Origin of the sequence: Nocardia sp. NBC_00565 (assembly GCF_036345915.1) — a bacterium.
In the GTDB taxonomy this organism is placed as follows: Bacteria; Actinomycetota; Actinomycetes; order Mycobacteriales; family Mycobacteriaceae; genus Nocardia.
Genome location: NZ_CP107785.1, coordinates 1014265 through 1034783 on the forward strand (window position 1 = coordinate 1014265; position 20519 = coordinate 1034783).

Consider the following 20519-nt stretch of genomic DNA (forward strand, 5'->3'; position numbering starts at 1 on the left):
CGGCAAGCGACACAGCGGTAATCCGCGTGAATCGCACCGCGTGCATCGAATACGATTCGACCAGCAGCAATGTGGGTAGGCAACTACGCGGACCCGCGAACCGATCCCCAGGGGAGAAACGAACGATCGTGGCCGACGACAACGATGGAGTCGAGAACGCAGCGCTGACCGAGGAGGCATTGGCCGCTGCCGCGGCGGAGGCCGAGAAGGCGTTTGCGGCGGCCGCCGATCTGGATGCGCTCGCGGTCGCGAAGACCGAGCATCTCGGCGGTAAGGCGGCGCTTGCCTTGGCGCAGCGCGCGCTGGGCAGCCTGCCGAAGTCGGAGAAGGCGGATGCGGGCAAGCGGGTGAATGTCGCGCGGGCCCGGGTGTCGGAGGCCTTCGAGGCCCGGCGCGCGGTGCTGCTCGCCGAGCGCGATGCCGCCGTGCTGGTCGCCGAGACGATCGATGTGACGCTACCCGCGCGCCGGGCCGCGGTCGGTGCCCGGCATCCGATTACGGTCATCTCCGAGCAGATCGCCGACGTCTTCGTCGCGATGGGCTGGGAGGTCGCCGAGGGGCCCGAGGTCGAGACCGAACACTTCAACTTCGACGCGCTGAACTTCCTGCCCGACCATCCGGCCCGCACGATGCAGGACACCTTCCACATCGCGCCGGAGGGGTCGCGGCAGGTGCTGCGCACGCACACCTCCCCGGTCCAGGTGCGCTCCCTGCTCGAGCGCGACCTGCCCATCTATGTGGTGTGCCCCGGGCGCACATTCCGCACCGATGAGCTCGACGCCACCCATACCCCGGTCTTCTCCCAGGTGGAGGGGCTGGCGGTGGACAAGGGCCTCACCATGGCACATCTGCGCGGCACGCTGGACGCGTTCGCGCGCGCGCTGTTCGGGCCGGATACGCGGACTCGCATGCGCCCCAACTACTTTCCGTTCACCGAGCCATCGGCCGAGGTCGACGTGTGGTTCCCGGACAAGAAGGGCGGCGCGGGCTGGGTCGAATGGGGCGGTTGCGGCATGGTGAACCCGAAGGTGCTGATCGCCAGCGGGATCGATCCCGAGGCGTACAGCGGGTTCGCGTTCGGCATGGGGTTGGAGCGGACGCTGCAGTTCCGCAACGGCATCCCGGACATGCGGGACATCGTGGAGGGTGACGTGCGCTTCACGCTGCCCTTCGGAATCCGGTCCTGAGCTTGTCGATTCCAACGAACCTTCGATCGAGAGAGCGAAACGTCAAGTGCGAGTAGCGCAGTCCTGGTTGACGGACATCATCCGCCGGACCACCCCCGAGTGGTCGGTGACGCCGGAGGAGCTCGACGCCGGGTTCGTCCGTGTCGGTTTGGAGGTCGAAGAGGTCGACAAGCTCGAGCGGGTGGCCGGTGATATCGACAAGCCGCTGGTGGTCGGGCGGGTCGCCGAGATTACCGAGCTGACCGAGTTCAAGAAGCCGATCAGATTCTGCAAGGTCGATGTCGGTCGGGGCGAGCGAAGCGACGGGGGATCAGACACTGCGGAGTTGCAGGAAATCGTCTGCGGCGCAACGAACTTCGCCGTCGGCGATCTGGTGGTCGTGGTGCTGCCGGGTGGCGTGCTGCCCGGTGGGTTCCAGATCGCCTCGCGCAAGACCTACGGGCATATCTCCAACGGCATGATCTGCTCGGTCGCCGAACTCGGTATCGGTAAGGATCATTCGGGCATCCTGGTGCTCGAGCCGGGCACCGCCGAACCCGGCACCGACGCCAATGAGCTGCTCGGACTCGACGATACGGTCATCGAGCTGAATATCACCCCGGACCGCGGCTACTGCTTCTCGGCCCGCGGTCTGGCCCGCGAGCTGGCGTGCGGATTCGATCTCGAATACGCCGATCCGGCGGTGCGGACTCGGCCCAACGAAGAGCCGGACGCGTGGTCGGTCCGGCTCGTCCCCGAGTCCAAGTGCACCCGTTTCGCGGTCCGCCGGGTCACCGGTATCGACCCGAATGCGGTGAGCCCCTGGTGGTTGCAGCGCCGGCTGCTGCTTTCGGGCGTGCGCCCGATCTCGCCCGCGGTCGACGTCACCAACTATGTGATGCTCGAGCTCGGCCAGCCGCTACACGCCTTCGACGCGGCCAAGGTCAACGGCGGTCTCGTCGTGCGCACTGCCAATAAGGGCGAGACGCTGCGCACCCTCGACGAGGTCGAGCGGACCCTCGACGCCGAGGATGTGGTGATCGCCGATGATTCCGGCGTCATCTCGCTCGCGGGTGTAATGGGTGGCGCGACAACGGAAGTCGGCGCGGAGTCGACCGATATCGTGCTCGAGGCCGCCACCTGGAACCCGCTGCTGGTCTATCGCACCGCGCGCAGACACAAGCTGGTCTCCGAAGCCGGTAAGCGCTATGAGCGGGTCGTCGATCCCGAGATCAATGTCGTCGCGCTCGATCGTGCCGCCACGCTACTTGCCGAAATCGCCGGTGGCACTGTGGAATCCGCGCTGACCGACATTCGGGTGCTGGTACAGGCCGCGCCGCCGATCCGAATCGATATCGATCTCGCCGATCGGGTGGCCGGCGTGATCTACCCGACCGGTACCTCGGCGCGTCGTCTCGCGCAGATCGGTTGCACGGTCGAGGTCGGCGTCGACGAGGTCACCGGTCACGGACAGCTGGTGGTCACCCCGCCGAGCTGGCGACCGGATCTGGCCCAGCCCGCGGACCTCGTCGAAGAAGTGCTGCGGCTGGAGGGGCTCGAGCAGATCCCGTCCATCATTCCGACCGCGCCGGCCGGACGTGGCCTGACCGCCACGCAGCGCCGCCGTCGCGCGGTGAGCCGGGCGCTGGCCTTCGCCGGATGTGTCGAGGTGCCGCCGCCGGTGTTCCTGCCGAACGGGGTGTTCGACACCTGGGGGCTGGATGCCGATGACGCGCGGCGCAACACCACCAGGGTGCTGAACCCGCTTGACGCCGAGCGTCCGGAATTGGCGACCACGCTGCTGCCCGGGCTGTTCGAAGTGGCCGCGCGCAATATCTCTCGTGGTGCGCGCGATCTCGCGGTATTCGGGATCGCGCAGGTGGTGCTGCCCGGTCCGAACGTGCGCGCCATCGACGCACTGCCGGTGGATCGCCGACCGACCGATGCGCAGATCGAGGAGTTGCTCGATTCGCTGCCCGCGCAGCCGGTGCACGTCGGTGCCGTGCTCACCGGGCGGCGGGAACCGCGTGGTCCATGGGGTGCCGGGCGTACGGCGGAAGCCGCGGATGCGTTCGCGTTGGCCGATGCCGTCGCCGACGCGGCGGGCGTGACGATCGAGCGCCGGTCCGCGGCCTACCTGCCGTGGCATCCGGGGCGCTGCGCCGAGCTGGTGGTCGATGGCGCGGTCATCGGGCACGCGGGGGAATTGCATCCCGCGGTGCTGGAGCGGGCCGGTCTGCCGCCGCGCACCTGCGCTGTCGAACTCGATCTCGATGCGCTGCCGTTGCGCGAATCTCGGCCGGTTCCGGTGGTTTCGCCGTTCCCGGCGGTATTGCAGGACGTGTCGGTGAGTGTGCCCGAGACCGTGGCGGCCGCATCGGTGGAGTCGGCGCTGCGCACCGGCGGCGGTGCACTGCTCGAAGATATCGCGCTGTTCGATGTGTACGAGGGTGCGCAGGCAGGCGAGGGACGCAAGTCGCTCACTTATGCGCTGCGGTTCCGTGCGACCGATCGGACGCTGACCGAGGACGAGGCGAGCACCGCCCGTGACTCGGCGGTCGCGGCGGCCGCGGACGCGGTCGGCGCGGTACTGCGCGGGTAGTCGGCTGACATCGGGCCCCGGGCGGTATGGGCCGTCCGGGGCCGATTTGTGTTGTGGCTCAGGGCATCACTGCGTGAGCACGCCGAGCAAGGGTGTCGATGTTCGAAGTCGTGGAGCGCCGCTGTTCGGCACGGCATCGTTGCGGGGTTCGTTCGATATGTCGTGTCTGGTGAGTCCGGCGGCATCCCCAGCGCAAGTAGCCAGGGCGTGGGGATCCCGAAGTGCCGTTAGCTCCGACCTACCGGCGGGTTTTCTCAGCCGGTGGTGTCAGATGCACCAGACCACACTGCCGAGGGGGAAGCATATGGCCACCGATCCCCCGGCCGGCGTGACCGCAGTCGATGTCGAAACTGCAGACGCCGCCGGAACCGGACTGGCCGAAGCCGCCGGGGCTGCGATAGCGCCCAGGGGCAAGGCAATGGCGGTTGCGGCTACGATCTTGATCATTGTGTGGGACATGTTCTCTACCTCAATCGACGTAGCTCGGTCGACGCGCGTCGAGTGAGCCAGCCCGTATTCGCTGATTGCGGTTGGGCTGATTGCCGCCGAGCTGCGGATGAGTGTGTCGGTGCGATGTGTTGTCCGGCAGGATGTGTCCACTGCTGCCGAGCGATTCGCCGACCCTCGGATGCGGCCCGTGACGCGCCTCGTTTTCGACCCCGACCGAATTGTCATGGTTGCGATGCGTGGCGAACTGTGGCCACGCTGAGAGATTGCCGGACCAGATCCTGTCACGAATTGATCCGGCGCCAGGCCCTGTCGCGGATACGCCGACCTGGCAGCTCCGGCACCTATGCCTCGACCGAAGCGGAGTCCTTTTCGCAGTGCTGGGAAAGGACCTCCCTCAGCTTACTATCGGCTACCGGAGCCGACCAGGGACCAAAGTCGTCGTTTCGAACTTCGCCGGTCCGCGATGGACGACGAGGTGCGAGTTGCCCGACCTCCCCGAACCAGCGATCGCGGAGATGCTCCCCCGCGTTCCCATGCCATTCGCAGCAGGCCGGGCATGTACCAGACCCGGCCCGATTGCCGCCGACTTCGAACATCAGCGCACACGACTTCGAACATCGACACCGGGCCGTTTGCTCACCTAGCGCCCAGCGGTGGGACGATTCGACGCGCGGCAGTCTGGGATACCGTTTGATATGGTAAGGACCTCCGGACGGTCGAGAGGGTGGGGATGGCGGACCGAGTGAAGTTGATGCTGCAATCGATGGGTGGTTGACCCATGGGATTCGGCATGTTCGACTGGAGCGCAGGCGATCTCGGCTCCGCGATGCTCGGAAGTCTCACCGACTGGATCGCGGGTGAGGAACGTCAGCCGGGTGTCGATCCGGCCGCCGTGCAGAACAAATACAACCAGCAGCGCGATGGTGTCCGCAGCACCGCCAACGGCATCGGCTTCCACGGCGACTACCGACCGCGTTCGGTGAAGGGCCGCGACGACTTCGATACGCCGACGACCGCACAGCTGCGCGAGAAGGTCGACAAGATCGACATCACCGCCGTCGGCAACCTCGCGACCGCATGGAATGAGATCGGCAAACGCGCCGAGACCTCGTTGAACACCTTCAACGACGCGATGAAACGCGCGACCGATGAAAGCATCTGGAAGGGTGCGTCGCGCGATGCCGTCGCCAAGGCCGTCGGGGATTACAGCACCCAGGCGGTGCAGCTCGCCAATGCCGCCAAACTGACCGGCAGCAAGGTCGCCGAACTTGCGACCGGTTTGGAACCGACCAAGGCGTTGGTGCCGCACGCTCCCGACCTCCGCTCGAATGTCGAGAATGCCCGGCACTGGGTCGCGGGCCGCGGCTGGCGCGATAACGACGAGGCCGAGAGCACCGCACATGCCGAGGCGGTCCGTGTGTTGCGCACCGTTTACGCGCCGGTCATCGAGGAGACCGACACCAACGTCCCGGTCATCCCCAAACCCGATAACCCCACGTCGAAGCCGGGCGAAACTCCCACCGGGGGGCCGGGGATCAGTCCTGGCGGCGGCAGCCCCGGTGTCACGCCGGGCGGCAGCCAGCCGACGGAAAAGCAGGAGCCGAAGAGCACCGAGGAGACTCCGTCCACCGATCCGTCGAATACTCAGTCGACGGATGATTCGACGACACCCTCGACGACCACCGGCACCGAGCCGACAACGCCGGACACCAGCGCGACCACCCCGTCGTCGACGACAACGCCGACCAGCACGGGTTCGCCGGGTTCGGGCAGCTCGGGCGGTACACCCGGTGCGACCAACCAGTCCCCGGGCCGAACCGTCACCGGCACACCCACCGGCACCGCTGCCGCCGCCGCGGCGGCCACAACCACCGCCGCGACCACGGGCCGCAGCGGGATGTCCGGCATGGGCTCACCCGGCAGCCGCGGCGGCAAGGACGAGAACGAGTCCACCAAGGGCATCCCCGATTACTTGATCAACCAGCTGAACGGCGAAGAGCTCATCGGGCTCGACAATGCGCCGAAGACGGTCCCGCCGGTCATCGGCGAGTGAGATAGGAAGACCGCATGACAACCGCGCGGCGGTGGCGTTTCACCGCGCTCGAATTCCGAGTGCTCTGGGAGTCGACCGGACGGGATGTGCTCCCGTATCCGCTGCGACATCGCTCCACCGAGGTCTTCCAGGAAGATTCGGACCGGCTGCGCCGGGCCGCGGCCGAGGTGGTGGTGCCGCAACTGGACGAGGATCTGGTGCGGGCCGTCGAGGTACTGCTGGCACCGGAGGCGCGGGTGGAGGTGGCCGGATTCCACGGTCCGCGCAACGAGCGGAAGATCCGCGCGCACGGTGGCGTGCATTTCCAGCACGGCGCGCTGGCGATCCAGGAGCCCGGTCTCGATCACGAGCACGGCGGGGCGGTCGACCTGCTGTTCCTATCGGCCGATGATCTGGTCCCCGCGGTGGTCGATGTATTGCCGGAATGCCCTGTGGGACAAGGTAAACCGATGCAGGTCCCGATCGAGGAGTTGGAGAAGCCGCCGCCGGTGGTGCGTGACGCGTGGCGTCCCACGGTGCGCGAGGAGTTCGACAAGTTCTTCCGTCGGCCGACGACCGCCACCGTGCACGTCGGGGTGTACCCACTCGGCAGTGTGGACAATCGGCATACCAAGGGCCGCAAGGACTTCCAGATCACCGATTTCGAAAACGACGGCCGCTATGTCAGTTTCGGTAGTCGCACCGTGATCGTGAAGCCGACCGATCGCCAGCGCATCACCGCCACGCTGCGCGAAATGATCGGCCGCACAGTCGAAGACGTCCGAAACAGCGATCACATGGCACGCTGAGGCGTTCCACTGGACGCGGGGAATACCGGACTCAGCCCTTGACCTCGCCCAGAATCCCGAGCACCACATCCGAGGTGTAGAACGGCTCCAGCCGCTCGCGAATCAGCTTGCCCAGCACACCATTGCGCTTGGCGCCCTCGATCACCGCGGGACCGTAGCGCAGGATCTCCTTGGCGATATCGTCGCCGGACAGACCGAGTTCCGGCAGCATCGCGGCCAGTGTGTAATCGCCGTACTTGGTGAAGAAGACATCCACACACTCCTCGACGAGCAGCCCGAAGTACTCCTTTTCCCTGGTGGTGACCGCGATCTCATAGCAGAGCAGTACCAGTTCGTTGAGATCCTTCTGGCTCAGGTAGTCACGCAGACCGCTTACCGGCTCATCGGCGTGCAGATCCCAGAACTCCATCGCCGCATCGTGCACCGGAGCGTCGCGCAGCATCTCCCGAATGGCGTTGTTGGTGCGCTTGAGCGCGAATACCGCACCCTTGCCCGCCATATCGCCGATGAAGGTGCTCTCGGTGGCCTTCTTGGCCGTCTTGGCCGCCGACTGTCCCATGGAGATCAGCGATGAGACGCCCGGAATCTTGCCCGCGATCTGCTTGTTCGCGTCCATGAAATCGGAGATGAGCTTGTCCACGAACTTCGAGGCGACGGTGGCGACCAGCGGGCTCTCGGTGAGCCGCTCCAGGATGCGCTCCTGCGCCTGATGCATGCCGAAGATCTTCTCCAGCAGCGCCTCGACCGGTTCACGGTCGACCACCTGGCCGAGGGTGTAGTCGTTGTTCTCGGCGATATTGTCGTAGATCGAGTCGGCGAATACCCCGACCATATCCGCGATGACCGGGCTGCCGCCGATCAGGTCGATGACGGTGCGGACCGTCTCCTTGGCCTGGTCGATACCGACGACGTCGCGGAAGATGAGGGTGTCGGCCACCCCGATCACCGATTCCACATCCCTGGCGACGACCTCGGCAAAGCGGTCGCCGCTCACCTCGGCCAGCAGGAATTCCACTTGGGCATCGAGTAGCCGTTCAGCGATCGCACGCGGCTCGCTCATCGAATTCCACCATCACATTCGTAGTCCGTGGCGTTCGGTCAGCTTACGGATCGTTCGATTCGACATCGTTGCCGCGCAACGATTTCCGTATCTGTTCCAGACGCTCGCGCGCGGCTTTCTCGCGCGCCTCCCATTGTTCGTCGGCGCTGCGGCCCGCCGGGGTCTGCCGGTCGAGTTCGCCCATCCCCTGCGCGGTGCCGAAGCGCTGCTCGACCTTATCGCGAACTGACTCGAAAGTAGGTACGCCGCCGGAGGAATATCCGCCCACCTCGGGTCCGGACGGAATGCCGATCGGCGATACCGGTACCGCGGGTACCGAAGAAATGCCTCCGACCTGCCCGGATGTCGCGGCATCGGATTCCTGATCATGCGTCTGCGGCGCTGGAGTGGGGGGACTCACAGTCGTATCGGAGCCCGCATGACCGAGGCCGGCGGCCTCGACGGCCGCGGTGTGCACCCAGGCGAGCCGAGGTCGCCCTGCGGTGGCCGTGCCGAGCACCGCCAGCAGTTCGTCATCGGACAGTGCCGCGAGCTGCGCGGTGATCTCACCCAAATCACTCATAGCGCCAGGCTACGCACGAGTGCCATCAGGTCGAGAGCAGATCACCGGCCCACGAGCGGATCACATCGATCCAGGAGACTCCCGACGACATGATCAGATCGTTGTGACCTGCGCCGGGAAAGACCACCAGTCGTTTCGGTTCGGGTGCGGCCGTGTACAGGCGTTCGGCATGGCGCAGCGGCAGTAGTTCGTCCTGATCGCCGTGCATGATCAGGATGGGTGCGCGCAGTTTGCGAATGCGGCGCAGGCTCGGATAGGCGTCCGGGACGAGCGGGCTGGGCAGGAATGGATACACCGATCGGGCCGCGTCGCGCAGGCCGGTGAAGGTGGACATCAGCAGCAGTCCGGCGGGCGGGTGCTCGGTGGCCAACTCGACCAGTACGCCGCCGCCGAGCGATTTCCCCAGGTAAAGCAGCCGATCCGGGTCGACGCCCGGCTGGTCGAGCAGCACCCGTCGAGCGGCGTGGGCGTCGAGGTAAGTGCCGTGCTCGGTGGGTCGCCCGGTGCTGCGGCCGTAGCCGCGATAGTCGAAAGTGAGTACGTCCAAACCGATTTGGGTGAGTAGCGCGTAGATCGGCACCCGGTCGCCGATATTGCCCGCATTGCCGTGCGCGAAAAGGATGTGCCCGATCGAGCGTTCGGCGGGCAGCCACCAGGCGTGCAGCGTCTCGCCGTCGGTTGTCGGGATGGACAGCTCGGTGTAGTCCATCCCGAGGATCGACGGCGTCTGCAGGATCTGCCGATCCGGCATGAAGGTCAGCGCATTGAGGATCGGGCTAGCCGGATGTCGCATGCCATCGTTCTTACTCGGTGCCCGCCACTTCTGCGCGCCGACTCCCCGGGCGAGTTACGCCTCGACGACGTCCACGCCCTTCCAGAAGGCGACGCGATCACGCACCTGCTCGGCTTCCGGCTTCGGATCCGGGTAATACCACGCGGCATCCGGATTCTTCGCGCCCTCGATCTCGACCGTGTAATAGGACGCGAGCCCCTTCCAGCCGCAGACGGTATGCGTATCGCTGTCCCGGAAGAACTCCGTATTCAGTGACCCCGCCGGAAAGTAATGATTGCCCTCGACCACCACGGTGTCATCGCTCTCGGCCAACACCTTGCCGTTCCACACTGCTCGCACGCTCATCGAAACTCCCACCGTCGCAATGGATTCCGCCGCACACAGACCACGGCTATGATGTGTAACCCAACCCACACCCGCCGTATTCCCCCTCCACCCAGTGCCTCTCACCCGTCCTCCGTCACGCCGCGCACCGCCCGTCACGCCGCGCACGGCACGTCACGCCGCGCACGGCACGTCACGCCGCGCACGGCACGTCACGCCGCGCACGGCACGGCACGGCGCGCAAAAGGTGCGCGGCGGCCGACAAGGCGGCGCCGCGCACCACTGGGGCGCTCGGATGCGCTTTTATACGCCGAGGCCTGCTTTCAGGGCCGGCCAGGATTTGGGCAGTGCGGCCTTCCAGTACGGCCATGTGTGGACGCCGACGGCGGCGTAGTCGATGGAAAGGTCGGCGCCGAAGAGTTTCATGGCGGGCGAGAGGGCGATGGTGCAGTCATGCGAGACCTGTTCGATCTCGTTCGCCCGGAGCGGGTCGTTGGGCCAGGACCAGCTATCGTCGAATGGCGCATCGTCGAGGCTGGGCACACCGGTGCCCACGTACAGGTGGACCGGTTTGCCGCGCAGCGCGTCGAGGTGTTTGCTCGGGTCATGCGCCGCCCACTCCGGGTTGCCCGCGGTACCCCACATGTTGTCCGGGTTGCCGCCCTTTGCTTCGACTACGGGGCGCACCGAGAGCTGCCCGACACCGTCGGTGGAGTAGCAGCCGCTGAAGGCTGCCAGGGCTCGGAACATGTCGGGGTGCCGCACGGCCAGGATGGCCGCCGCTCCCGCTCCCATCGAAAGCCCGCCGACGGCGTAGACGCCGTTGCCTTTCAGTTCACGGTCGATCAGCGGCGGCAGCTCCGAGGTGAGAAAGGTCTCCCACTTCTGGTGTCCGAGTTTGGGATCATCCTTCAACCAGTCGGTGTAGTAGGTTCCCCCGCCGCCTACCGGCATCACCACGTTGACCGGCTTGTCGGCGAAGAACTCCTTGGCGCCGCCGCGCAGCGTCCAGGTGCTTGCCGGCTGAGATTCCGACGCCCCGTTTCCGTCCAGCAGCAGCAAGGTCGGCCGGGATGCCGACTGGTTCGCCGGCACCAGCACGTCGAGGTGAATGGTCCGGTTCATCGCGGCGGAGTGCACGTACATCTGCCACTGTTGCGAGGAGGTGTGCTCGATCCGCTCGACGGTGGCGCTCGCATTCGCCTGCGGAGCGACGATGAACAGTGGCGCGACCGCGACCGCCAAGGCCGCGGCGACAGACGCCATCCGCCGGTACCCTCGGCGTCGTCGCAATACCGACATGCGCAAACCCATGTGCAAACCTCATCGACGTGACGGTTGGCCCCCGTCGGAGGCCGTGAATTTTCGCGTCGACAATGTCATGAAACGTCTTGAAACCGGCATCATCGGATTCCCACCGTTGGTGAGCAAGTCGGGTCGCAGACTGCGGCATCGATGGGTTGGAAACGCAATAGCTTGTGCTGCAACCAGATTCGTCTGTTGTCCGGACGCCTGCTAGCGGTGCAGCTCCGGTTTGTTGTGGCGGACCGAGGCTGCTGAACCGTATTTCAGATATGGGGTTGCAAACTCCGCTTCGTGCGCTAAGCGTGTGACCTGTGGCTTTGACGTGGTCTCACAACGGCTTCATTGCTCGACTGTCTCATCACGCGCTGCATTTCCCCGTCTGCGATTGGTGGTCGCTGAGGATTTCGTTGATGAGATGCCTAGCCTTACTGCACCACACACCCCGGGGCTTGTGGGGTGCCGGCGAAGCGGTCGGCGAGGAAGTTCATGCCGCCGAGGGCTTCGCCCGCGGCGGCGCCGATGTGCGTCGGGAACAGCGAGTGGATCGCGGTGAGGGTGGCGCCCTCAGCGCAGTAGGTGTCGACGAGGGCGGTGTAGCCGGCGACGGGGATCAATTCGTCGGCGACGCTGTGGTACAGGTACATCGGGGTGTCGGGGGCGGTGCCGCCGAGTTCGTTGGGCTTGGCGGCGTTGCGGAAAACGGGATTTGCCAGCAGGTTCGGGAACGCGGCGAAGTCGTCGACGTGGATGTCGGAGTACTTCTGCGCCAGATCCGCACCGCAGGCGGAGGTGTCTGCGGCGAGCAGCGCACGGCGGCCCCGGTCGTTCAGCAGGTCGGCCAGCCGAGAGTCGGGTTCATTGCGGGCCAGCCCGAGCAGGATCAGTATCGCTCCCACGGCGCCGTCGGAGCGTTGTGCCATGGCCGGGATATCGGTGGGGATTCCGCCGGCGCTGGTGCCGACGAATCGCACGTCTGGTGCGTATTCCTGACGCAACTGCGTGGCCCACAGCGTGGCGAAGGCTCCGCTCGAGTATCCCCAGGCACCGATCGGGCTCGAGGCATCGATGCCGGCCGACGGGAAGGACCGGGCGGCCCGGAGTCCGTCCAGGACTCCGCGCCCGGATGTCACGCCGTCGAAGAGTCGGGACTGCGGCCCTTCATAATCGCTGACCACGACGGCCCACCCCCGCCGCAGCGCATCCGCGATGAACGGCGCATCCTGCATGATGCTCGCCATGTCGGTATCGCGTCCGCCGCGCAGCGTGAACGACGGCGCGCACTGGGTGTCGAGACTGTTCTCGGGTACCTGGTACGACAACACCGGCCGCGGCCCGTTCCAGGGCACCGGTGGCACCAGCACCGTCGTCACGTCCAGCTGCGGATGCTCTTCGGAATCGGTTGTGCGATACCGTAATTGCCACGCCGCCACCGGTATCGGCAGACCGAACAGTGGGATCGGCCGCGACCCGAGCACCTCGCCGTTCGGATGTGACGCGAGATCGGTGGGTGCGGCATAGAAGGGATCGTCACCAGGGGACAGCACTGCGGCTTGCGCGACCGGCATCGACAATGCGGCCGGCAGCATGATCATGGCGAGCGTGAGGGTCGCCAGCCATAGCCGGCCGATCCGCCACCACATCACTGGTTGCCGGCGCGCGCCGTCGACCGGCAGACCAGGCACATCAGTAGCCGAACACACTGTGCGGCAAGCATTTTTCCAATATGTCGATAACGTATTCCCGGATTCCATCACGCCTCCCGCGTCCAACGATCCGACGCGCAGGCACTCTGGGCCCGCACAACCCGATACATCACTTGGGGTTGAGATCACGTTAACATAACGATTTCATATTCACAGCTGAAAGTTCCAATAACTTTTGAGGCCGCCCAGCAAGAAGGAGAAGGCTCGCCGGACCGAGCCGATACCGAACCTTGACATTCCGGGCAATTGCTCGGCACACGCCGCTATCGCGCCAGCCTGCGATCCGCGCACGTCGGCGCACCTCACAAAACCTGATGTCGGAGGCATAACCCCGATGTGACCGGGGAAAGTATGGGTGACGCTCCTGGAAATCTCGGCTTTGCCGAGCCGGTTTCAGCAAACGGCAGGTAGGGTGCACGTTCGAGACCCCGGAAATGGCTGTGCGGCGGAATCAGGGATGCGTACGCGGAGGTCTCGGGCAGGAGATGCGATGCCGATACTTTGGGTTCGATGGCTCGTTCTGGGGGTCATATCGGCGGCCGCGTTCGCCACATTGCCCATGGGACCGGCAAGCGCCGACCCGGTCGATGACATCCCGGGTGGGCTGGAGTCGTTCTATCACCAGCAGCTGGACTGGAAGCCGTGCGACGACGCGGTGCTCGACGGTGCGGGTGCTCAGTGCGCGGGCGTTGTCGTACCGCTCGACTACAACCGACCGGACGCACGCACGCTGACAGTAGCGATCTCGCGTATCCCGGCCACCGACCCGGACCACAGACGCGGGATCATGCTGTCCAACCCCGGCGGTCCTGGCGGTCCGGGCCTGAGCATGATTGCCGACCTCCGGGATCGGCTAACACCGGATGTCCGTGCCCGGTACGACCTGATCGGCATGGACCCGCGTGGTATCGGCCGATCGGACCGAATGAGTTGTGCCCTGCCGCTGCCCACCATGTTGTTCTCGGCTGGCTTCGACGCCTTCGGCTACGCGCGCGACGCCACCCTCGCCGCCGCGTTCGCGGCTTCCTGCATAGCACCCGATCCCGAGAAGGCCCGGTCCATCACCACCCGCAATACCGCCCGAGACATGGATGTCATCCGCAGCGCATTCGGTGAACGCGAGCTCAACTATTACGGCGACTCCTACGGCACCTACCTGGGCGCGGTGTACACGCAGATGTTCCCTCAGCACAGTGACCGGATCGTGCTGGACAGCGCCATCGACCCGGACCGCTACTGGATCGGCACGTACCAGGACATGGGCGCCGTCAATGAGGCCGGGCTCGACGACTGGGCTATCTGGGCGGGCCGGCACGACGCCGACTACCACTTCGGTACCAGCGGACCGCAGGTCCGAGCCTTTGTCGAGGACATGATCCGACGTGCCGCCACGCATCCGGTCATCGGCAACGGCTATCTCATCGATGAACACACCGTGCCGATGATGCTGCTGTTGCTGTTGTCGAATCCGCGGAAGAACACCAACCTCGCCGAGCTCGTGCGGGTCGTAGCCGACGCAGTGTCCGGGCTGCCCACCGACATGGAGCAGCTGAAAGCGAAGATCAGCGGTCCCGTTCCGCTGGATGCCTCGGGTATGGCGGCGGTCCTGTGTGGTGATAAGGCTGCACCCCGAGATCTGGCCTGGTATCGCCGCAACATCGAAAGCGTCCGGGCGACCCAACCGGTGTTCGGCGCGTTCGCCAACAACATCACCGCCTGCGCGTTCTGGCCGGACCCGATCGAGCCACCCACCGCCGTGCACAACCCGACACCAGCCCTGATCCTGCAGGCAACCCGCGACACCCGCACCCCCTACCAAGAAGGCCTTGCACTGCACCAGGACCTGACAGCGTCACGAATGGTCACACTGGCAGACACCCGTGTTCACGGCGTCCTCGGCTCCAACCTGAGCCACTGCGCGAACGACATCGTCAACACCTACTTCCGTGACGGCACCCTCCCCGATGCCGATCTCACCTGCCAACGCGACCCCAACTATCTCCCCGACTACTAAGAGGCCGCAGATCAATAACACGCAATCTTTAGCGTTCGGAGGGGGACTATCTCGCCAACGGTGTTTCCGGCGTTGTTTCTCAGTAGGTTTGGGCGTCGGGCCAGCGGTCGGCGAAGGTGATCGCGAAAGCGTTGACAGCTGGTTTCCAGCGCATGGTCCATCGTGCCCGACCCGCCCCTGTCGGGTCCAGTGACCGGGTGACCAGATACAGGCATTTCAGGGCGGCTTGCTCGGTGGGGAAATGCCCGCGGGCTTTGATCGCACGCCGGTAGCGGGCGTTCAAGGATTCGATCGCGTTGGTGGAGCAGATCACACGGCGTATTTCGATGTCGTAGTCGAGGAAGGGAATGAACTCTTCCCACGCATTCTCCCAAAGACGCACGATCGCAATATATTTCGTGCCCCAACGCTCGGTGAAGTCGTCGAGCGCTGCTCGTGCCGCGGCAGCGTTGGGTGCGGTGTAGATCGGCTTCACATCCCGGCGCAACGCATCCCAATGCTGACGGCCCGCCAGCCGGAACGTGTTGCGAATGAGATGGATGATGCACGTCTGAACCGTCGCCAGCGGCCACACGTTCCCGACCGCGTCGGGCAGCCCTTTCAATCCGTCGCAGACCAGGAAGAACACATCTTTCACGCCACGGTTGCGGATATCGGTGAGCACGCTGAGCCAGAACTTCGCGCCTTCACCGCCGGTGCCGGCCCACAACCCCAGAATGTCTTTCTCACCGTTGACGGTGACCCCGATCGCGGCATAGATCGGCCGGTTGGCCACCTGACCATCGCGAACCTTCACAACGATGGCATCGATGAACACGGCCACGTAGGTTTCATCCAGCGGCCGGCACGACCACTCCTGCATCTCCGCGACCACCTTGTCGGTGATCCGGGACACCGTCTCCTTCGACACCAACGCACCATAGATCTCAGCGAAATGCGCCGAAATCTCTCCGGTGGTAAGGCCTTTCGCATACAGCGACAACACGATCTCATCCACGCCGGTCAACCGGCGCTGGCGCTTCTTGACGATCTGCGGCTCGAAGGTCCCGTCACGATCGCGGGGCACCTCGATCGGGACGTGACCGGTCGCCTCTGTCAGCACCGTCTTCGACCGGGTCCCGTTGCGCACATTGGTCGTTTCCCGCTCGGTCGGGGCTTGGCCCTTGTCGAAGCCGAGGTGCTCGGTCATCTCCTCGTTCAACGCGGTTTCCAGGACGGTCTTGGTGAACTGTTTGAGCAACCCGTTCGGCCCGGTCAGCGATAAGCCTTGCTCCTTAGCCATCCGGACCAACTCCTGGGCGGCCAACTCCTCCGCCGAAGCCTCCACCGGCTTCTTCTTCCTCATCACGGCATCAAGTGTCGTCATCACGGCACCTTCCCGCTGAGCATCGCTCAGCGAATCAGGCCGGAAACACCCTTAAATCCACAGTCCCTTCGGAGGTGAATTCATTTGCGCTAGAGATGAATTCGTGTATCTCTGTGGCGGTGGTGAGGGTGGTTGCTGTCGGTTCGGGCAGGTGGCCGGTGTCGTCGAGGAGGGCGCGGGTGCGTTTGATGGCTTTGGCGATGGCGGCGGGGCTGATTCCGATGAGTTCGGCGAGCACGGTCAGGGGTGTGGAGAAGCGTTGTTTCTGCAGGGTGATGGCGACGCGGTCGGCGAGGGAGGTGGCGGGGTGGCGGCCGTTTGCCTGGGCGCGGCGGCCGGCCTGGTCTTTGGGAGTGAGCGCGGTGACGAGCTGGGCGAGTTGGCCGGGTGGGAGGCCGGTCAGTTCGGGTGCGTGGAGCCAGAGCAGGTCGTCGCGTTGCCGCCCGGTCGCGGTGGCGGTGTTGTCGCTGGTGCCCGATTCTGCTGTGGGGGTGAGGGGTTCGGGGTTGATGGTGTAGTTCCATTCGCCGTGCCAGTCGTGGCGGGTGATCGGAATGGCGGCGAGTTGGGCGTCGCTGACGGTGACGCCGGTCGGGTAAGTGCCGGCATCGAGTTGTGCTCCCACGCTCAGCCCGGTGCGGGTCCTGGTCGCGGCGATCGTGTTGATGACGACGTCGTGGCTGGTCAAGGGACGTCCGCGCCAGTTGGTGGAGATGTGGGAGAACAGGCGATGCTCGATGGCGTTCCATTTGGAAGTACCGGGCGGAAAATGACAGACGGTGATCTGCAGGCCGATCTCGGCGGCGAGCGCGGCGAGTTCGGTCTTCCAGGCTCGGGTGCGGTAGCTGTTGGATCCGCCGGCATCAGCGGTGATCAGCAGGTGTGTCGCCTCGGGGTAGGCGGTTGCGCCGACGCTGACCCACCAGCGACGCAGCGACGCCACGGCGAACGTGGCGGTGTCGTGGTCGGTGCCGACGTTGACCCACCCGGTATTCGCTGTCGGGTCGTAGATCCCGTACGGAATCGCCTTGCCCACCGCAGAACTGGGGAAATCATGGGTGTTGACCTGCACCGGATCGCCTTTCGGCCGCCATTCACCTCCGGCGTTAGCGAACTGGCCGATCAGCTCCTTTTTCTTCGTGTCGACACTGACCACCGGTTCACCGGCGACTTGATGAGCCTTGACCTGGTCGTTGATGTATCGGAACTGGGCGTCGCGATCCGGGTTCTGTTTGCCTTCCAGGGTTTTCGCATTCGCCTGCAAACTGAACCCCTGCTCGCGCAGCAGGCCGGCGACCACATCGGCGCAGACTTGGTGGCCTTGATCGCACAACACCGCGGCCAGGTTGCGGGTCGAGCGCGTCGTCCACCGCAACGGCGATTCCGGATCACCACGCTCGTCGGGTTCGACCAGCGCCAACAACGCCGGCACCAGCCCAGGATCCAGATCGTCCACCCGTTTACGCCCGCCACCGGGCTGGCGGACCCGGCCCAGCGGCGGCGCCCCCGATTCCAGCTCGCTCACCCCGCGAGACACCGTCGCTTCACGCACTCTCGCCGCCCGCGCCACCACCCGACCACCACCGCGGCCCAGCATCCGGGCCTCGGCCCCCAACACCAGCCGACGCTGCCGCTCATCCAGATGCGGCAACACCACCGAGAACTTCGCCGCAAGCTCCGCCTCGGTCACCATGAAATCGCCCATACCACAATATGTTTCGAAAACGTGGGACGTTACGACTTGTTCACCGGCAGTCCCTAAGTGGTTACGCCCGTAAGTCGTTCGGGGGTCAGTGTCCGAGGTAGAGATCGCGGGCGCAGTCGAGGGCTTCCTGGGGGCTGCCTGCGGTGAAGCCGGTGGGCAGGATCTGGTTTTCGTATTTGCCGCTGCTGGCGAGGTAGAGGCCGAATCCCCAGGTGGAGGCCGATCCGCCGTAGCGGAGCCGGATGAGGGGCAGCCGGTGGCCGTCGGCCAGTTCGCCCTCGACGTAGGCGAATTGGCCGTGGTATCGGACGTGCAGGCCGCTCAGTCGAGGCCAATGCTCGGCGGCGTGTTGGCGCAGCCGTTGGGTCAGGGAGGTCTTGGTCGAGTCCGGGATCGCGGGCATGAGGTCATCTTGCCGCTTCCGGCGTGTCGATCCGGCTCCGGTGACCCTGCCGCAGAATCCCGCACCGGCTCGAAGGCGCTCTGCGAGGATCCCGGCCGAGTTTCAGCCGCGTCCGTCCTCCAGCGTGGCGAGCAACTCGGCGAGTGCGGGCAGGGCCCGGTCGAGGGCTTCTCGGCTCTGTGGGGTGAGCTGGTCCAGTGCGCCCTGCAGCGCGCCGGTGCTCACGCGGTCGTAGCGGTCCAGCAGGTCGAGGGCCCGGGGGGAGGCCGCGAGGTGGACGGTGCGCAGGTCTGTTGACGAGGGCGTGCGTTCGATGAGGCCGGAGGCGGTCATCGTGCGGACCAGGTTGCTGACGGTGGACGGTGCCACCCGCAGCCGGGCGGCGACCTCGCGCGGGGTGAGCGGGCCGGCGCCGGACAGCGCCCGCAGCAGCTCGATCTGGGCCTCGGGGAGGTCGGGCAGGTCGTCGGAGCGGCGTGTGCGCAGTACGGCCCGGCGCAGCGGGCCTATGAGTCGCCCGAACTCGGTCGCGGTGTTCATGGCTCCATTGTGCTCGAGATCTAGTTTTGTTACAAAATAATTTTGTGACAAACTGAATGTGTCGCCACCGCGACGGCATCACGAGGAGGAAACACATGACCAGCAACGGAGCACACGAGACCACCGTCCAGAACCCCGTTCCGCCGCAGGACCTGTCCGGGATCGTCGGCCACCGCTTCATCTACACCTACGCCAACGGCTGGCAGTACGAGATGTACGTGAAGAACGCCACCACCATCGACTACCGCATCCACAGCGGCATGGTCGGCGGCCGCTGGGTCAAGGACCAGCAGGTCGACCTCGTCCAGATGGACGACGACATCTACAAGATCGCCTGGAACGAGCCCACCGGCACCTCGGTCGCCGTCGACGTGATGCCCACCAAGCGGCGCCTGCACGGCGTGATCTTCTTCCCGCACTGGGTCGAGGAGCACGGCGAGCGCACCGTCTGCTACCAGAACGACCACCTGGACGAGATGCGCAAGTACCGCGACCAGGGCCCGACCTACCCGATCTACGTGGTCCCCGAGTTCGCGAAGATCACCCTCTTCGAGTACGTCGGCGCCGCCGACGACACCGTCATCTCCATCGCCCCGGGAGACCTTCCGGAGGGCTGGTCCAACCGCACCAACTGACCCCACACGCCGACCCCGCGCCGCACGTCGCCACCTCGGGGGCGCCTCCTATGCGAGGTGGCGACGTGGCCGCAGGTCCTCACAGAGTTGGTCGGATGAGGCAGTGGTCAGGCGCTGTGCTGTGACTCTGTTGGTGAGGCAGGCACAGGCTTTGATGATCATGAAGTTGTCTACGCTTCGTGACCATCAGGAATACCTGTGCCTGCTCTGCCAGCATGGCTGACCGACCCGTTGTGGGACCAGTTCGCCGCCCTGCTGCCTGACCGTTGCGAGTTCCATCCGACCCATCCGCTGAGCTGCCACCGCCGTCGCATCCCAGACCGGATCGTGTTCGACAAGCTGCTGCAGATGCTGCGGTTCGGCTGCTCCTACCAGGGCATCGCCGACACCACCTGCTCGGCCACCACGATCCGTAACCGCCGCGACGAATGGATCGAACTCGGGATATTCGCGCAGCTGAAGACGATCGCCCTGGATGCTTACGACCGCATCGTGGGTCTGCTGCTCGAGGACATCGCGATGGACGGCTGTATCACCAAGGCCCCCGGCGGGGGCGAGTGCGCCGGCCCGTCTCCGGTCGATCGCCGCAAGCAGGGCATGAAACGGTCGCTGATGGTCGAGGGCTACGGCATCCCGCTTGCTCGGGTGCTGGCCGGTGCCAACCGGCACGACTCGCCGCTGTTGGCACCCACCTTGGACAAACTCACCGACATCGGCCCGCTCCCCGGCGAGGTCACCGTGCACCTGGACTCCGGCTACGACTCCAGCACAACCCGCGACGAAATCGCCGGATGTGGCCTACGCGGACAGATCGCTCGCAAAGGCGAGAAGGCACCCATCCAAGCCAGCAGGCGCTGGCATGTGGAACGCACGAACTCCTGGCGCAACGCGTTCAACCGCCTCCAACGCTGCTACGAGCGCCGCGAGGTCGTCATCGACGCGTTCTTCGATCTCGCCGATGCGATCATCGCCGTACGCAGCCTGATTCGCAAAGCGTGGACCCTCTACCGCTGGGACACCCGACCAGTACGCCGCCCATGAAGACCAAGC

17 protein-coding genes are annotated in these 20519 nt (G+C 65.5%); 7 read left to right on the forward strand and 10 right to left on the reverse strand.

All coding sequences use genetic code 11. The annotated features are described in order from the left end of the window. Positions 1–128 precede the first annotated feature (128 nt). From pheS to OG874_RS05040, 4 genes are all read left to right on the forward strand, one after another. Positions 129–1187, forward strand: a complete 1059-nt coding sequence (pheS, locus tag OG874_RS05025) for a phenylalanine--tRNA ligase subunit alpha (protein ID WP_330253953.1) — start codon at positions 129–131, stop codon at positions 1185–1187. 46 nt (positions 1188–1233) lie between these two features. Beyond that, positions 1234–3768, forward strand: a complete 2535-nt coding sequence (gene pheT, locus OG874_RS05030) for a phenylalanine--tRNA ligase subunit beta (RefSeq protein ID WP_330253954.1) — start codon at positions 1234–1236, stop codon at positions 3766–3768. A 1228-nt stretch (positions 3769–4996) separates the two neighbouring features. Further along, positions 4997–6271, forward strand: a complete 1275-nt coding sequence (locus OG874_RS05035; protein WP_330253955.1) for a hypothetical protein — start codon at positions 4997–4999, stop codon at positions 6269–6271. A 14-nt stretch (positions 6272–6285) separates the two neighbouring features. Next, entirely contained in the window at positions 6286–7059 is a 774-nt protein-coding gene (locus tag OG874_RS05040; protein WP_330253956.1) for an ESX secretion-associated protein EspG, read from the forward strand. A gap of 31 nt (positions 7060–7090) precedes the next feature. Here the strand turns inward: OG874_RS05040 and OG874_RS05045 are convergent, their stop codons facing one another. From OG874_RS05045 to OG874_RS05070, 6 genes are all read right to left on the reverse strand, one after another. After that, positions 7091–8119, reverse strand: coding sequence for a hypothetical protein (locus tag OG874_RS05045; protein WP_330253957.1), 1029 nt, complete (start codon positions 8117–8119; stop codon positions 7091–7093). A 43-nt stretch (positions 8120–8162) separates the two neighbouring features. Next, a complete protein-coding gene (locus OG874_RS05050; protein ID WP_330253958.1) occupies positions 8163–8681 on the reverse strand; it encodes a PspA/IM30 family protein in 519 nt (172 codons plus the stop codon). A gap of 25 nt (positions 8682–8706) precedes the next feature. Continuing rightward, entirely contained in the window at positions 8707–9474 is a 768-nt protein-coding gene (locus OG874_RS05055) for an alpha/beta hydrolase (protein WP_330253959.1), read from the reverse strand. A gap of 54 nt (positions 9475–9528) precedes the next feature. Then, positions 9529–9819 (reverse strand): DUF427 domain-containing protein, encoded by a 291-nt coding sequence (locus tag OG874_RS05060; RefSeq protein ID WP_330253960.1) that lies wholly within the window; start codon positions 9817–9819, stop codon positions 9529–9531. A 282-nt stretch (positions 9820–10101) separates the two neighbouring features. After that, the gene (locus OG874_RS05065) at positions 10102–11064 is read right to left on the reverse strand and encodes an alpha/beta hydrolase (RefSeq protein ID WP_330253961.1); all 963 of its coding nucleotides are present in this window, start codon (positions 11062–11064) and stop codon (positions 10102–10104) included. A gap of 464 nt (positions 11065–11528) precedes the next feature. After that, positions 11529–12785 carry a lipase family protein gene (locus OG874_RS05070; protein ID WP_330253962.1) on the reverse strand — a complete coding sequence of 419 codons (1257 nt, stop codon included), beginning with the start codon at positions 12783–12785 and terminating at the stop codon, positions 11529–11531. A 511-nt stretch (positions 12786–13296) separates the two neighbouring features. On the opposite strand from OG874_RS05070, the gene OG874_RS05075 reads away from it, so the two are divergent. After that, positions 13297–14820: an alpha/beta hydrolase gene (locus tag OG874_RS05075; protein ID WP_330253963.1), complete on the forward strand. Its 1524-nt coding sequence runs from the start codon at positions 13297–13299 to the stop codon at positions 14818–14820. Positions 14821–14899: 79 nt separating this feature from the next. Here OG874_RS05075 and OG874_RS05080 read toward each other — a convergent pair whose 3' ends face one another. The 4 genes from OG874_RS05080 to OG874_RS05095 form a co-directional block, all read right to left on the reverse strand. Further along, a complete protein-coding gene (locus OG874_RS05080; protein ID WP_442943289.1) occupies positions 14900–16189 on the reverse strand; it encodes an IS256 family transposase in 1290 nt (429 codons plus the stop codon). A gap of 31 nt (positions 16190–16220) precedes the next feature. Continuing rightward, positions 16221–17891, reverse strand: a complete 1671-nt coding sequence (locus tag OG874_RS05085) for an ISAzo13 family transposase (protein ID WP_442943291.1) — start codon at positions 17889–17891, stop codon at positions 16221–16223. Positions 17892–17976: 85 nt separating this feature from the next. Beyond that, complete coding sequence (locus OG874_RS05090) at positions 17977–18294, reverse strand: hypothetical protein (protein ID WP_330253964.1); 318 nt, start codon at positions 18292–18294, stop codon at positions 17977–17979. A 102-nt stretch (positions 18295–18396) separates the two neighbouring features. After that, positions 18397–18834 carry a MarR family winged helix-turn-helix transcriptional regulator gene (locus tag OG874_RS05095; protein WP_330253965.1) on the reverse strand — a complete coding sequence of 146 codons (438 nt, stop codon included), beginning with the start codon at positions 18832–18834 and terminating at the stop codon, positions 18397–18399. Positions 18835–18929: 95 nt separating this feature from the next. On the opposite strand from OG874_RS05095, the gene OG874_RS05100 reads away from it, so the two are divergent. Continuing rightward, complete coding sequence (locus tag OG874_RS05100) at positions 18930–19469, forward strand: phenolic acid decarboxylase (protein WP_330253966.1); 540 nt, start codon at positions 18930–18932, stop codon at positions 19467–19469. A 198-nt stretch (positions 19470–19667) separates the two neighbouring features. Beyond that, positions 19668–20510 carry an IS5 family transposase gene (locus tag OG874_RS05105; RefSeq protein WP_330253967.1) on the forward strand — a complete coding sequence of 281 codons (843 nt, stop codon included), beginning with the start codon at positions 19668–19670 and terminating at the stop codon, positions 20508–20510. Positions 20511–20519 lie beyond the last annotated feature (9 nt).

Coding starts and splice junctions, on each gene's coding strand:
- OG874_RS05035 (WP_330253955.1), top strand. CDS start 4,997: ATGGGATTCGGCATGTTCGACTGGAGCGCAGGCGATCTCGGCTCCGCG.
- OG874_RS05040 (WP_330253956.1), top strand. CDS start 6,286: ATGACAACCGCGCGGCGGTGGCGTTTCACCGCGCTCGAATTCCGAGTG.
- OG874_RS05045 (WP_330253957.1), bottom strand. CDS start 8,119: ATGAGCGAGCCGCGTGCGATCGCTGAACGGCTACTCGATGCCCAAGTG.
- OG874_RS05050 (WP_330253958.1), bottom strand. CDS start 8,681: ATGAGTGATTTGGGTGAGATCACCGCGCAGCTCGCGGCACTGTCCGAT.
- OG874_RS05055 (WP_330253959.1), bottom strand. CDS start 9,474: ATGCGACATCCGGCTAGCCCGATCCTCAATGCGCTGACCTTCATGCCG.
- OG874_RS05060 (WP_330253960.1), bottom strand. CDS start 9,819: ATGAGCGTGCGAGCAGTGTGGAACGGCAAGGTGTTGGCCGAGAGCGAT.
- OG874_RS05065 (WP_330253961.1), bottom strand. CDS start 11,064: ATGGCGTCTGTCGCCGCGGCCTTGGCGGTCGCGGTCGCGCCACTGTTC.
- OG874_RS05075 (WP_330253963.1), top strand. CDS start 13,297: ATGCCGATACTTTGGGTTCGATGGCTCGTTCTGGGGGTCATATCGGCG.
- OG874_RS05085 (WP_442943291.1), bottom strand. CDS start 17,891: ATGGGCGATTTCATGGTGACCGAGGCGGAGCTTGCGGCGAAGTTCTCG.
- OG874_RS05090 (WP_330253964.1), bottom strand. CDS start 18,294: ATGCCCGCGATCCCGGACTCGACCAAGACCTCCCTGACCCAACGGCTG.
- OG874_RS05095 (WP_330253965.1), bottom strand. CDS start 18,834: ATGAACACCGCGACCGAGTTCGGGCGACTCATAGGCCCGCTGCGCCGG.
- OG874_RS05100 (WP_330253966.1), top strand. CDS start 18,930: ATGACCAGCAACGGAGCACACGAGACCACCGTCCAGAACCCCGTTCCG.